Below are 14090 nucleotides of genomic sequence, written 5' to 3'. Positions count from 1 at the left end.
ATGCACACCGAGAACGACACGAACCCCATTTCTTCCCGCCGCTGGGGTTGGTTCGGGCGGGACCGACGAACAGCAGCAAGCTGGAGCGAACGAGCCCCTAAAGAGGCTTCGTCCGCGCTTGCCCCCGCCCATGGGGTGGCGGAGGGAGAGGGGGCCGGGCGCCAGCGGGCGCCAGAGCCTGAGGAGGGGGTGAACGACCCCCGCACCGCGTCTCCCGCCGACAGCGCCGAGCAGCCCGTCACCGACTCCAACACCCCACTCGCCGAGCCGTCTGCCCGTCAACCGCCCGCCACCGTTGAGCAGCCCTCGTGGCGTGAGCCCGACGCCCCCACACTGCCTGCACGAATGAACCGCAAACGCACCACCGAGAAACGCGACCAGGAGAAGAAGATCCGCTTCACGCCGACCGCAGTCCGCCTCATCGACGCCGAGGCCAAGCGGCGCCACCAGAAGTTCGCAGGCTTTGTCGGCGACGCCGCCCTCGCCGTCGCGCTCGGCAAGGCGGGCATGGTCGGCAGCCCAGAGGACGACCCCATCCGCCCGCTTGTGGAAGCCATCGAAGCGCACACCAAGGCGCTGAACCGGATCGGCACCAACCTCAACCAGGTCACGACAGCCATCCACTCCGGCGCGATACCCGAGCGCGCCGAGGCCGTCCTCGACCGCATCGAGCAGGCCGCCCAGGCCAGTTACGCACTCATGGACCGGCTCCTGGCGGAAGGAGCCGGTCATGGTGCCTGACGTCTCCACCGGCTCCAGCACCCTCGGCCTGATCAACTACCTCTTCGGAAAGGGGCGGCGCGACGAGCACACCGACCCCCACATCGTGGCCGCCTGGGACATGGCCGGCGCCCCCGACCCCGGCCGCGACCCCGAGGTCACCTACACCCAGCTCGCCCGGCGCCTGGACCACCACGTCGACCTCCGCACCCGGGAGCTCGGCGGAAAGCAGCCGCCGCAGCATGTGTGGCACTGTCCAGTGCGCACCGCGCCCGGCGACCGCTACCTCACCGACGCCGAGTGGGCCGAAGTCGCCCGCCGCGTCGTCGCCGCAACGGGCATCGCCCCCGAGGGCGACGAGAAGGCGTGCCGGTGGATCGCGGTCCGGCACGCCGACGACCACATCCACATCATGGCCACCACCATCCGCGCCGACGGCCGCCGCCCCCGTACGAACCGGGACGGCTGGCGGGCACAGCGCGAATGCCGCAAGATCGAGGCTGAGTTCGGGCTGCGCCGCCTGAAGTCCGGCGACCTCACCGCCCCGCGCACGCCCACCGGCGCCGAGCGCGCGAAGGCCGAGCGCCAGGGCCAGGACGAGACCGCACGGGAGTGGCTGCGTGAGCAGGCGTACGCGGTCGCCGCCGCCGTACGCAATATCGACGAGTACTTCACCGTGCTGCGCTCCCTCGGCATCCAGGTCAGGCCGCGTATCGGCCCCGAGACCGGCGAGGTGACCGGCTACAGCCTGGCCGCGCCCGGCGATACCGCCCAGGGCGAGCCGGTCTGGTACGGCGGCTCAAAGCTCGCCCCCGACCTGTCCTACAACCGCCTCTGCGAACGGCTCCCCACCCAGGACCTGACCGACCGCCCTCAGCAAGTGGTGGACCCGGCCGAACCGTGGCACCGCGCCGAAACCGCCATCCGTGACGCCCGCGCCGTCCTCGACTCAGGCGACGACGCCGTGGCCCAGGGCCACCTGAATGCCTTCGGCGACACCCTCCACAACCTCGCCCTCGCCACCAACGGCGAGCACCGGGCCGAACTGCAAGCCGCCGCAAGGGCGTTCAACCGCGCCCGCCGCTCGGCGATCCGGGCCGACCACCAGGCCGCCACCGCCCTGCGGGAAGCCGCCAGGGAACTCGCCTACGCCACACACGATCCGGGCGGACTCGCCATCGCCCTGATCTTCGCCGCGCTCCACGTGGCGCGCGCCGCCGCCAAGTGGCATGAGCAGCGCGGCCACGAGCAGCAGGCCGCAGCGGCCGAAGAAGCATTCCGGCACCTGCAGGCCAGTTACCAGCAGGCCGCCCAGCCAGTCTTGGCGGACCTCGCCCGTCGCGCACCGCGCACCACAACCGCCAGCCGCTTCGAGCAGGATCTGCGCGCAGTCCTCCCCGACCACGCCGACCGCGTCCTAGCCGATCCCGCATGGCCGGCCCTGACCACGACACTCGCCCGCGCCGAGACCGCCGGCCACAACCCCCGGCGCCTCCTGTCCGAGGTCGGAGCCCTGCGGGAACTCGATAGTGCCGAGCATCCCGCCGAGGTCCTTACCTGGCGCATCACCGTTCAACCGAACAGGCGCGCTCAGGCAGCACGTAGGCAAAGCACCATCAGCGGCACGACGTCCATGTCCGCCGCCCCACGTCCTCCGGCCACACCCGTGAGCATGACGCCCGAAGAACGTGGTCGGCATCGCTGAACCCGGTCGGATGCCCTCGCCATACGGCGCGGCGGGGGCATCGACTGTTCTGCCACGGCTTCGCGTCAGGCTGCTTCGGTTCCGCTCGGAGCAGCGGGTGCACCAGTCCGCACGGCGAGCAGCTGCCCGGACCACGCGCGGGCTTCGGCCAGGTGTTCAGCCTGCAGCCCGGCACGGGGATCAGGCTGTACCAGCAGGGTCGCCGCGCCACGGGCGGTGCGCTCCGCGGCCCAGGAGTGGTCGAGATCAGTGAAGTCGTCGTCGATCCACACAGCGGGGGCGTCGGCCAGCCACGCGTCGACGTAGTCGCGCTTCCACAGGTAGCCATTGGGGTGGCTTGTTGTGATCTTGGGGCGCGGGAGATCAACGTGGGGCAGGGGTGGGAGACCGAGGAGCGGTCCGATCAGAGTGGCGGCGTCCCGGCGCCAGCTGGTGCACCAGACAGGCGTGACCATGCCGGTACGGATCACTTCCATGAGCAGGGGGCCATGGGCGGGATTGAGCCAGATGGTGACCGGGTCGTCGGCGCTGCGGCAAGCGGGGACGACGTCGTGGCGGGCGTGGGTGGCTGGGGTCGAGCCCTCCGCGTCGGGGAAGGGTATGAGGACGCCGTCGATGTCGAGGAGCAGGTAGGGCGGACGCATCGGATTCTCCCAGGGGAGCCGGAGTGAGGGTCAGAGTTTGCGCGCGGTGATCAGCAGAGTGGTGGGCCAACGGCCTCCGTGGCGGGCGTCGTGGAACTCCTGAGCCGAGGTAAGCCACAGGCCGGCGCGATCGAGGTGTTTCTCCCAGCGGTCGGCGTCGAAGTCCCAGCGGGCGATGGGTAGTCGGGTGCGGTCAGGGAGGGTGACGTAGTCGCGGCGCGGTCGGTCGTCGGTGGCCGGGCGGAGGCCGCCGCGTGCCGGGTGGGGTACGGAGAAGGCGAGAGTGCGCCCGGGTTTGAGGTGCTGGGCGATGGCCGGGAGCAGGACTTCGGGGGCGACGAGCCCGATGGCGCCGAAGACGGAGTAAACCGCGTCGAACTGCTCGTCTGAGGCTTGCAGGTAGTGAAGGGCATGGCCCGCCACGAAGGTGAGGCTGTTCAGCCGGCCGTAGTGCGAGCGGGCTCGGCGGACTTGGAGGCCGACGAGGTCGACGCCGGTGACCTGGGCACCGTAGCGGGTGGCGAGGTGGGCGGCGTTGTGGCCGGGGCCGCAACCAAGTTCCAGCACCCGCTTGCGGCGCAGATCCTGCCCGAGGATCTCGGCGCCGGGCCCGGTGCCCGGCCGGGTGGTCCACTCCATCCGCGCGGGGACCGAGAGTGGCTCGGCAGGATTTGCCGTGGTGCGTTGAAGGGCGTGGACGTACCAGGGGGAAGCGTGGGCGAGCACCTACACCTCCAGGAGGTGAAGGACGTCGGTGAGGTGGCGGCGTACGGCCTCGATGTAGGCGGGGTCGGTGTCCGGGTCGTTGATCCAGCGGATCGACTGCTCCATGAACCACTCCACGGCCCACATGCGATGCCAGCCCAACGCCCAGTTCTGGGCGGAGAGCCCGCCGCGCGGAGTGAGGGCGTCGGGGGTGCCGCCGACGGTGACGTATTGCTCCAGGAAGACGCGCAGGCGTACGGGGTCGGGGGTGTCGAGGGTGCCGTGCCAGCTGGCGAGGTCGAGCAGGCCGGGGCCGGTGAAGGCGCGGGCGAAGTCCAGCAGCCGCCAGCCGTGTCGGCTGATGTGGAGGCTGGTGGGGTGGAACTCGGAGTGCACCCAGCCGAACGGAGCCACCGTCGTACCAGCCGAGCGTGTCTCGGCGGCCTGGGCGATCCGATCGAGCGCGTCCTCAACGTCGTCCGCCTCGTGCCACCGGTCGGCCTTGCGGAGTCGGGCGAAGTGCTCCAGGGCCCGGCCCGGCAGCTTGCGGAGGCGGGCCTGGTCGAGGACGGGTAGGGCGGGTGCCGTGCGGGTGCCGTGCAGGACTACGGCCGCGGCGGTGCCGTCGAGGTCGTCGGCGTCGCGGACAGCGGGGTCGAGATCCTCCATGAGCATGCCGAGCCAGCCGTCCAGGACGGCGGAGGCACGGACCTGCGGGACGGGAACGCCGAGCGCGTGCGCCAGACGGAGGGCTTGATCCTCGCTGTCGAAGGGCCGCTTCGCGTACTTGAAGATCGCGGTGGTGGCGTCGGGGAAGGTCAGGCGCTCGACACCGGACATTGACCACACGCGCACCTCCTCGCGCACGGCGGTGGGGCGGCCGGCAATGGTTAGCAGGCTGTCGAGGAGTTCGGCGCTGGGGTTCGCGGTCACGTGGGGGCTCCAGAGAGGTCGGGGGCATCCGGGGCGGACGAGAGGTGCTGGCCCGCCCCGGAGCCTGGTGTGCGGTGTTACGCGGCTGGGCTCACGCGGTGGGCGTAGACCTGCTCGATCCATCCGGCCTTGAAGGCCGCGAGGTCGTCACGGAAGGCGGCCATCGACGCACCGTAGGGCGCGACGACGCCACCGGTCTGGTCCGGCACGGACTGGCAGCCGTGCACGAGCCGGCCGCCGAGGGCGGCGTGGGCCTTGATGGACTCGATGCGGCGGTGCTCGTTGAACCAGCCGCCGTGGTAGACCTCGTCGAGCATGCCGCCCATCTCGTCGTCCAGGTCGAAGACGACGGAGGTGGCGGCCGGGAAGAACCAGCACGGGCCGACGTTCGAGATGTGCCCGTCCAGCTCCACCTTGTTCAGCGCCATCAGCGTGGCTGCCTCGCGCAGCATCCGCAGGTGCTCGGCGGTGATCTGCGGCAGGCCAAGGCCGGCGAGGTGTTCGTCGCGGAAGAGGTAGGCGTACACCTCGTAGGCGGTGGACAGCACGCGAGCGGCGTCCGAGGTGGACTCGGCGTGAGCCTTGATGAAGTCCAGCGCGAGCTGCTCGACCGCGCTCTCGGTGGTCTCCTGCACCTCCAGGAGCTGGGATTTGACCAGCTCCCAGTCGGCGACAAGCCAACTGTTGGACTCGAAGCGGAAGAAGTACTCGGCCGGGTCGATGGTGACGCGCCGGCCGTCGACGTGGATGCCGGGCAGGCGGTTCCAGCGCTCGTCGAACGCCTCGGGCAGTACGACCGTGATGGCTGTGGTGTCGATGGTGGTCACCGTGTCTCCGTCTCTGATCGGCCAGGCACAGGCATAGGAATGCCCGAACCCGGTGTAGGCGTACGGAACTTCGGGTGCCGCCCGGCCGAAGGGGGGAGCCTGGTCGCGGTGTCGGACCGGGGCCGGGCGGCTGATGTTTAGTGAACCCTCCGTCACGCACAGTGGGTACGGTGAGAGGCAGTTGAAGCGGTATACGCGGTTTACAGCTCCTGAGCGGAGGCGATCGTGGCAGCAGCGCCGAGGGGTCCCAACTCCCGTCTGCGTGACGTCATCGAGGCGATCGGCTGCACGTACGAGGCGCTGGCGAAGGACATCCGGCGTATCGCGGCCGAGAACGGCGAGATCCTCCAGACCAACAAGTCGGCCGTCTCGCACTGGGCGAACGGCACACGTCGGCCGACCGGACGGACCGGCCAGTACCTTGCTGAGGCGCTGTCCCGACGAGCAGGCCGCACCATCACCTTGGCCGAGATCGGCCTTCATACACCGGAAGCAGCGGTGGCTGAGGAGCGCGATCCGGTTCTGGCCGCCACCGACCTGGGCCGTGCCGACGTCGAGCGCCGCCGTTTTCTTGCCGTGGCGGCCTTCACTACGGCCGGCGTGGCTATGCCGCTCTTCTACGATCACGAGGCCACCGCCCGCATGTTGCGGGCCCGCACCGGCAGCTCCCTGGTCGGGATGGAGGACGTGGAGGTCGTACGGCAGATCACCGCAGCCTTCAGTGCGGCTGACGAACGCCTCGGCGGCGGCCATGGCCTGACCACCGTCACCGCCTACCTCGCCGACACCGCTGCTCCCATGCTCCGCGGTCGATTCCCGAACGAAGCCCTACGGCAAGCGGCCTTCGGTGCGGTCGCTGAACTCGCCTACCTCGCTGGGTGGAAGCACCACGACCTGGGCCAGGAAGGCGCCGCCCAGCGCTACTACCAGGTCGGCTACCAGCTCGCCTGCGAAGCCGACCCGTGCGGTCACGCCGCCTGGATGATGCGCGCCCTCGCCCATCAGTCCCTCAGCCTCAAACAGCCCCACCACTGCGTCGACCTCGTCGAAGGTGCCCTCACCCGCGGCCTGGGCCACGTCGACGGCCAGACCGAAGCGCTGCTGCACATCACCCACGCCCGCGCCTACGCTGCGGTCGGCGAGAAGCCCGCAGCGACCCGCGCCCTGCTCGCCGCCGAAGACGCCCTGCTGCGCGACGACGGACCCCAGCCCAGCTACTCCCGCGTCAGCGGCCCGGCAGCTGGCACCGTCGCCAGCCACACCGCTCGTACCCTGACCGACCTCGCCGACCACGTCGGCACCGAACAACAACACCGAGACGCCCTGGTGCGCTGGGACCCCGAGAAGTACAAGCGCGTCCACGCCCTCACCTACGCCGACCTCGGCGACAGCCTCGCTGCCCAGGCCCGCGCCGACGAGGCCGTAGCCGCCTGGTCCCAGGCCCTGACCCTGATGGAGGGCATGACCTCCGACCGCACCCGCAAGGCCATCACCTCGCTCCGCTCCACCCTCTCCATCTACCAGCGCCGCAAAGTGCCCGGAGCCGCCGAACTCGCCCGCCGCGCACGCGAAGCGCTGGCCTAAGCTGCCCATCAACCGGCCGACGAAGGGACACAAGCCGTGGCTCAGCGGACAACCGACGACCAGCCCAAAGCCCTGCCGCCCGCGCTCGAATCCATGACCCTGCTGGTCGCCGCCGTCATCGTCCACGACAAAGCCACCGGCCGCGTCGTCCTCCTTCAACGCAGCCAGAACGCCAAGTTCGCACAGGGCATGTGGGACCTCCCTGTGGGCAAGAGCGAGCCCGGCGAGCCCATCACCGAAACCGCAGTGCGCGAGCTGTACGAGGAAACCGGGCTGACCGTGAAGCCGGAATCCCTGAAGATCGCCCACATCATCCACGGCGCCTGGGGCGTCGAAGCGCCCAACGGCTTCCTCACCGTCGTCTTCGCCGCCCACGAATGGACCGGCGAACCCGAAAACCGCGAACCTCGCAAACATGCCCAGGTCCGCTGGGTCGACACCGACGCAATCCCCAAGGAGTTCGTGGACACCACGGCCAGCGCCCTTCGTCGCTACCTAGCTAATGGGCAGCAAGTCACCCTTGACGGTTGGAGCTAGTCGTCATACATCCGCCGTACACCAGCCGTGGACTGTCCATAAACGGCGCATGCCCGCTGCAGCAGCGGTAGCCTCCAGGATCACGACGACCATCCAGCCAGGGGGAACCAAAGACATGCTCGATCCCGAACTTGTCTCGGTGGCAACCGGCGCAGCGGGAACGATCGTTGCGTCCATGCTCACAGGTGGAGCCATAGCTATCCGCCCAAGGATCGTGCAGCTCTTTCGCAGGGGCACACAGGACGAACAGGCCCTGGCCCTCAATGCCCACGACAACGACGCCCGGACGCTTGCAGAGTGGGTTCGCGCGGCAGCCTCCGATCCCTCGGCAGTAGGCGAACTGGCACGTGCCCGAGAGCAGCTCACACATGAGTGGGCTCAGCGTCTAGCCGAGTACGTAGACAGATATCAGGAAGCGCGCCCCGATCTTGATTCCATCGCCGAGGTCGGTGCCACCTCCAATACCGGGAGCCAGCACAACTCCGGGTCAGGTACTTTCGTCAACGGAACGGTTATCGGAGGAATTCACAACACCTACAGCGGTGGTTCTCAGTGACCGCGGCAACTGGAAGTTCGGCGTTCGATCCTCGCTCGCAGCAGAACACCGGACCAGGGACATTCGTGGGGCGTGACGTTCACGGCGGAGTCCACAACCACTTCGAGCAGCTCAGCGAAGAGACCAAGGAACACCTGAAGGTCATCGCCAAAACATCGCCCAAGCTGGCACAATTACTCGCTGGCACCGCGATCCACAGCGCACAGAATGCGCAGGCTGCCGAGTTGATCGCTATCACCGCGAATCGATTCGACATCGCCGACTCCGCGGAATTACTTGCGAGCGCTGCAGCAACCCTCCAACGAATCACTCTCCCTGACTCCGCACAATTACTCTCAACCGCAGCAAACAAACTTGAAAAGGTACTGCCGAGACTCCTCGACGCAGCAGACGCTTTGAACTCCAACCGCCAGGGGCGGATGTGATGAGCGTTGTCTGACGAGCAACCGCGTGAACAGCGCAACGAAGGTCAGGGAACCTTCGTAAGCGGCAGCCTCCATGGCGGCGTGTGGAATATCTTCGTCAACCACGTGTCTCAGAATGAGAGACAGCCCCCTTCTGCCCAAGAGATGCTCGCACTTGGCTCAGTAGAGGCTCCCTTCGGCAGGCTCCCGCACGCCGTGCTAGGCCGTGATGGCATCCTCACAGCCCTCACCCAGCGCATGGACGATCCGCGTATCCAAGTCCTTTCCGGGATGGGTGGAGTAGGAAAGACCACAGTCGCCCTGAGCTCGGCTGAGCGGGCCAAGCAGGCTGGAGCCGAAGTCTTCTGGATCCAGGCCGGATCCGCTGCCGCCGTGGCCGACGGGATGCGGCGCGCAGCCCTCCTCGCGGGCGCCCCGGCCGAGCACGTAGCCCACGCCTGGGAAAAGGGCGGACGACCGGCGGCCGACCTGGTCTGGCGCCACCTGGCGAACATGGATCGCCCGTGGCTGCTCGTCTTCGACGATGCCGACGATCTCGACGTTGTCTCTTGCCCAGGTGCCGCTTTGGCCGACGCTACGGGCTGGGTCAGGCCCCCTGTCGGTAAGTCGTACGGCGTTCTGGTCACCACGCGTGACGGTAACAAGCGGTCTTGGGGCGACAGAATTGCACGATTCCACCAACTTGATGTCTTGGAGACCAAATTCGCAGGCCAGGTCCTCCAGGAACTCGCTCCTGAAGCGGGGGGTACGGACTCCGCTCGGTCTCTGGCTGACCGGCTGGGCTCCCTACCGCTCGCACTGCATCTGGCCGGCACATACTTAGCGATGGCTCACGGCGATCCATTGGCCGAAGCCCAGACCTTCACCCAGTATCTCCGTGTCCTCGACGACTCCCCGCTGTTCCTCGACGACGCGGCAGAGGGCATGCACGGGGATCTACGCAGTGAAGAGGAACGAGCTCGCCGGACCATTGCCGGTACCTGGGAGCTATCCCTCGCCCTCCTGGAACGGCAAGGCACTGAGCATGCCCGTGGCCTGCTTCAGCTGCTGTCTTGTTTCGCCCCAGCTGCCTCCCTACCCGCTTCCCTGCTCAGCCCGTCCACGATTGCTGAACTGGGGATGTGGCCAAAGGACCTGGCACCGCGCGCAATCAGAACGGCCCTGGGTGGCCTGCGTAGGTTCGGGCTCATCGGGGTCGACACGCTGTCGGAAGAACCCGTTTACCAGATCCATCGACTTGTGGCGGAGGTGTCGGTCGCCCCACTCCTCGCTGAGCCATCGGAATACCGAGCGGTATGGGACTCAGCAGCCGATCTGCTCGTGGCGGCCACCCCATACCGTGAGAATCCGCGGGATCCAAGTTCGTGGCCAGCCTGGCAGGGCCTCATCCCGCACTGGACGGTCATGATGCGCCGCCTGCCGCGATGGAGCACACCTGCCGATGACCGTCTCAACGGCGTGTTGATCGGCGCCGGGGTCGCCGTGTCATACCTGCACTTCCGGAGCGACTACACCACGTCCTGCGCTCTGGCAGACGAAGCCCTGGAGCGTGCCGACTCCGCGGAGGCCGCCCCATGGATTGGGCTCAACATCCGCAGACATCGAGCCGTCGCAATCGAGATGATGGGCGATCTGAGGACGGCTGAGTCCGAGCTCGCTTACATCGTTGAGGAATGCGCCAAGCAGTTCGGCGCAGCCGACCCCACCACGCTGGCCGTGCGCTTCCAACAAGCGCGGGTGACGTGTCAGCGAGGAAAGCTCCAAGAGGCGGAATGCGAGTACGACGAGGTGATCCGCCATGAAACCCGGCTGTTCGGCGCGACAGCAGCCACGACGCTGCGTTCACGCCACGCCCGCGCGATCTGCATCAGAAGTATGGGGCGCCTGGATGAGGCAGCAGCTGAGGGAAGGCAGGTACTGGATGGGCTGCGCGAGGAGTTGGGAGAGAAGCACCCGGATGTTCTCGAGGCTCATCACGAATTCGCCATCTCGCTGCGCGATCAAGGGGAGAACGAGCGGGCCGAAGAGGTCTTCCGTCAGGTTCTTGAGCTGGAAGAAGAGATCCTCGGGATCGAACACCCATCCACATTAATCACTCGGGCAAACTTGGCCAGCACACTCATATTGCGGCAGGAGTTCACCGAGGCGGAAACCGAGATCCGGGCCGTGCTGGATGCGCGCACCCGAATCCTCGGACCCAATCACCCAGAGACGCTCGACGCACGCCATACCCTGGCCGTATTGCTCACGCAGCAAGGGGAACTCGATGCGAATAGCGCCGCGGCCGTCTTCGCCGAATTGACCGATGCGCAGAAGAGGCAACTCGTTGATGATCATCCCAACGTGCTGGCAGGTCGCAAGAGTCACGCCGCGGCACTGCGATCTCTAGGCGAGCTAGTTCATTCGGAATCGGAGTACAAGGCGATTCTTGACGCGGCAACAACATGCCATGGGGAGCATCACCCTGTCGCTCTGAATGCCCGCTTCGAATGGGCAAAGTCTCTGGGACATGTTGGGCGAACGGACGACGCCGTATTGGAGATGCGCAACGTCCTGGCTCTCCAAGAGGATGTGCTCGGCAAGTCACACCGAAACGTGGCCAGTGTCCGAGCGTCGCTCGGAGCTCTCCTATTGCAACAGGGAAGACTCGCCGAGGCTGAGGGGCAACTGCGGCAGGCACTGAACGCCCTGCCAGAGGACGACGGTACCCGCCTAGATGTCCGGCACGATCTCGTGGCGGTGCTGCACGCACGCGGCAGGCTGCGGGAGGCCATCCACCAGCTGCAGGAGATCGCTGATCAGGAGCGGCGGAGCTTGGGGCCTGCACACCCCAACACGATCAATGCCCACAACAGTCTCGGGGTCGCGCTGAAGGACTTCGGAAGGCTCGACGAGGCTGTTGCCATCTATCGCGAGGCACTCAGGGACGCGGCCTGCAAACACTCGGCCGATCAACCGTTGGTGCTGACATTACGCCACAACCTCGCCGTCGCTGTCCGCATCCAAGGAAATCTCGATGAAGCGGAGAAGGAACACTCGGCGATCCTGAAGATCCAGGAACGCAGGCATGGCCCTGAGCATTCCGAGACGCTTTCCGCTCGACTCTCTCTCGCTCGTATCCTGGAAGACAGAGGTGCCGTCGCAGAAGCCGAGTCTGCATATCGGGAAATCCTGTCAGCGTGCACCCGTCGCCTGGGACGCGATCACCGCCAGACCCTGTCCGTCTGGGGAAACCTAGCCTTCCTGCTAGCAGATCAGGAACGATTCATCGAATCGGAAACGGAGTACCGAGAAGCGCTGATTGCATGCCAGGAGGCGCTCGGGGACGACCACCCCAAAACTCTGACGATGAACCACAATTTAGCCATGGTGTTGGGGCACCAAGGGAATTTCACCGAGGCCGTTTCTCGACTCAGCGACGTCGTAGAGCGTCGGGAACGCACGCTGGGACGTGACCACCCAGAGACTCTGACAACACGTGAGAACCTCGGCGAAGGCTTGAGCCGGGTAGGAAGACCAGCAGCAAGCGCCGATCAGTTCAAGGAACTGGCAGAGGGATGGGCACGAATTCGCGGTGAGGACGACGACTCGGTCTGGGACGCACGCTATCGACGAGCGCAGCTGCTATGGGAAGCCGACCAACCACGAGCTGCACAGAACGAGCTGGAAGCCCTGCTGAACGAAGCCTTGGAAGCCAGAGCGGATGGAGATCCCCGTATCACCGCTCTTCAACGGGTGCTGATGGCCGTACGCGCCGACGACGGCAATTCCTAGCATCGCCTGCATACACAATCAACTTGGGTCATTCCACCTCAGCCAGCGAAGCACCGAGGGCCGTGATACCGAGAGGCGCGGCAGTCCGCACACAGTCCGCAAGACACCCGCTCAAGACCGTCGCACCCCATCGCCACCAATCGCCAAAAGGCCAGGTCAGCAACCCACAGGAAAGATCCCGGCAGGTCACCGACCTGGCCTATTACTAGGAGACCAAGAAGGCGGCAGCAACCGCGGAACGAGCCCTTCCCTGTCCGGGCTGGGCTCGTCCGCATATAGCTTCAGCAAGCCCTACAGTCCGCCCTCAGACATCCCGTGCACGGCCGGGATCGTCCCCAGCCGCCCCTTCTGGAAGTCCTCGAACGCCTGCTGAAGCTCCTCGCGGGTGTTCATCACGAAGGGGCCGTAGTGAGCCATCGGCTCGCGGATCGGCTGCCCACCGAGGAGGACGACCTCCAGGTCCGGCGTATGGGAGTCCTGCTTCTCGTCCGCGCGGACGGTCAGCGAACCGCCGGCGCCGAAGACCCCGGTCTGGCCGAGGTGGATCGGACGGCGCTCGGCACCGACCGAGCCCTTGCCCGCCAGCACGTACGCCAGACCGTTGAAGTCCTCACGCCACGGCAGCGTGACCTCCGCACCCGGCGCCACCGTCGCGTGGATCATCGTGATCGGCGTGTGCGTGATGCCGGGACCGGCGTGCCCGTCCAGCTCACCGGCGATCACGCGCAGCAGCGCGCCGCCGTCGGGCGTGGTCAGCAGCTGGACGTTGCCGCCGCGGATGTCCTGGTAGCGCGGAGGCATCATCTTGTCCTTGGCAGGCAGGTTCACCCACAGCTGGAGCCCGTGGAAGAGACCGCCGGACATGACCAGGTGCTCCGGCGGCGCCTCGATGTGCAGCAGGCCCGCGCCCGCCGTCATCCACTGGGTGTCACCGTTGGTGATGGTGCCGCCACCGCCGTTGGAGTCCTGGTGGTCGAAGATCCCGTCGATGATGTACGTGACGGTCTCGAAGCCGCGGTGGGGATGCCACGGGGTCCCTTTCGGCTCCCCCGGCTGATACTCAACCTCACCCATCTGATCCATCATGATGAACGGATCCAGGTGACGGTAGTTGATCCCCGCGAACGCCCGCCGGACGGGGAAACCCTCACCTTCAAAGCCACTCGGCGCGGTCGTCACAGCCAGCACGGGGCGAGCCACGGCATCCGCCGACGCGGCCACGCGCGGCAGGGTCAGGGGGTTCTCGACAGTTACAGCAGGCATGAGTCCGACTCTCCTCTGGGTGGAAGTTTCCGCAGGTCAGCGAGCATCCGTCGGGATACTCCCCCAACTGGTAGAGTCCTTCGGCTCTCCCGGCGCGTAATCCACCTCGCCCATCTGGTCCATCATGATGAACGGGTCGAGGTGCTGGTAGTTGATCCCGGCGAAGGCGCGGCGGACCGGGAAGCCCTCGCCCTCGAAACCACTGGGCGCGGTCGTCACGGCGAGCACCGGGCGGGCCACCGCGTCGGTCGGTGCGGCGACACGGGGCAGGATCAGCGGGTTCTCGACGGTCACTGCGGGCATGTCGGTACCTCCTTGTGCGCTCAGTTTAGTTGATTATTGAACTTCCTGCCAGACCCAACAGCGCACGGACCCCGTCGCATTCCCGCGCGACCCCGCACAGCAGAACGCCGTCGG

The 14090-nt window shown here is 67.0% G+C and carries 12 protein-coding genes and 1 pseudogene; 7 read left to right on the top strand and 6 right to left on the bottom strand.

Annotated elements, in window-relative coordinates; genetic code table 11:
- Nucleotides 1-135 precede the first annotated feature (135 nt).
- Together PUR53_RS30000 and PUR53_RS29995 are read left to right on the top strand one after the other, a co-directional pair.
- Nucleotides 136-741: a hypothetical protein gene (locus tag PUR53_RS30000; RefSeq protein WP_329910291.1), complete on the top strand. Its 606-nt coding sequence runs from the start codon at nucleotides 136-138 to the stop codon at nucleotides 739-741.
- Nucleotides 731-2425 (top strand): relaxase/mobilization nuclease domain-containing protein, encoded by a 1695-nt coding sequence (locus PUR53_RS29995; protein ID WP_329910243.1) that lies wholly within the window; start codon nucleotides 731-733, stop codon nucleotides 2423-2425. Before PUR53_RS30000 ends, PUR53_RS29995 begins: the two co-directional genes overlap by 11 nt.
- 65 nt (nucleotides 2426-2490) lie before the next feature.
- Here PUR53_RS29995 and PUR53_RS29990 read toward each other — a convergent pair whose 3' ends face one another.
- The 4 genes from PUR53_RS29990 to PUR53_RS29975 form a co-directional block, all read right to left on the bottom strand.
- On the bottom strand, nucleotides 2491-3069 hold the full coding sequence (locus PUR53_RS29990; protein ID WP_329910242.1) for an HAD domain-containing protein: 579 nt from the start codon (nucleotides 3067-3069) through the stop codon (nucleotides 2491-2493).
- Nucleotides 3070-3099: 30 nt separating this feature from the next.
- Nucleotides 3100-3795: a class I SAM-dependent methyltransferase gene (locus tag PUR53_RS29985; protein ID WP_329910241.1), complete on the bottom strand. Its 696-nt coding sequence runs from the start codon at nucleotides 3793-3795 to the stop codon at nucleotides 3100-3102.
- Nucleotides 3796-4707 carry a phosphotransferase family protein gene (locus PUR53_RS29980; protein WP_329910240.1) on the bottom strand — a complete coding sequence of 304 codons (912 nt, stop codon included), beginning with the start codon at nucleotides 4705-4707 and terminating at the stop codon, nucleotides 3796-3798.
- Nucleotides 4708-4784: 77 nt separating this feature from the next.
- Nucleotides 4785-5534, bottom strand: a complete 750-nt coding sequence (locus PUR53_RS29975; protein WP_329910239.1) for a hypothetical protein — start codon at nucleotides 5532-5534, stop codon at nucleotides 4785-4787.
- 225 nt (nucleotides 5535-5759) lie between these two features.
- Between PUR53_RS29975 and PUR53_RS29970 the strand changes: the two genes are divergently transcribed.
- From PUR53_RS29970 to PUR53_RS29950, 5 genes are read left to right on the top strand one after another with little or no spacing between them, the layout of a single operon-like run.
- Nucleotides 5760-7118 (top strand): tetratricopeptide repeat protein, encoded by a 1359-nt coding sequence (locus PUR53_RS29970; protein WP_329910238.1) that lies wholly within the window; start codon nucleotides 5760-5762, stop codon nucleotides 7116-7118.
- A 36-nt stretch (nucleotides 7119-7154) separates the two neighbouring features.
- A complete protein-coding gene (locus tag PUR53_RS29965; RefSeq protein WP_329910237.1) occupies nucleotides 7155-7655 on the top strand; it encodes an NUDIX domain-containing protein in 501 nt (166 codons plus the stop codon).
- Nucleotides 7656-7704: 49 nt separating this feature from the next.
- Entirely contained in the window at nucleotides 7705-8211 is a 507-nt protein-coding gene (locus PUR53_RS29960; RefSeq protein WP_329910235.1) for a hypothetical protein, read from the top strand.
- Nucleotides 8208-8636, top strand: a complete 429-nt coding sequence (locus tag PUR53_RS29955; protein ID WP_329910233.1) for a hypothetical protein — start codon at nucleotides 8208-8210, stop codon at nucleotides 8634-8636. The genes PUR53_RS29960 and PUR53_RS29955 overlap by 4 nt, the downstream gene beginning before the upstream one ends.
- Before the next feature lie 6 nt (nucleotides 8637-8642).
- Nucleotides 8643-12410: a tetratricopeptide repeat protein gene (locus tag PUR53_RS29950; protein WP_329910231.1), complete on the top strand. Its 3768-nt coding sequence runs from the start codon at nucleotides 8643-8645 to the stop codon at nucleotides 12408-12410.
- Nucleotides 12411-12701: 291 nt separating this feature from the next.
- On the opposite strand, the gene PUR53_RS29945 is transcribed toward PUR53_RS29950, so the two are convergent.
- Entirely contained in the window at nucleotides 12702-13673 is a 972-nt protein-coding gene (locus PUR53_RS29945; protein WP_329910229.1) for a pirin family protein, read from the bottom strand.
- 63 nt (nucleotides 13674-13736) lie between these two features.
- Nucleotides 13737-13976 (bottom strand): annotated as a pseudogene (locus PUR53_RS29940) (pirin family protein); the annotation flags it as partial.
- Nucleotides 13977-14090: the final 114 nt, after the last annotated feature.

It is taken from the genome of Streptomyces sp. SP18BB07, assembly GCF_036322545.1.
GTDB lineage: Bacteria > Actinomycetota > Actinomycetes > Streptomycetales > Streptomycetaceae > Streptomyces > Streptomyces deccanensis.
This window is presented reverse-complemented; position numbering and strand designations above follow the sequence as displayed.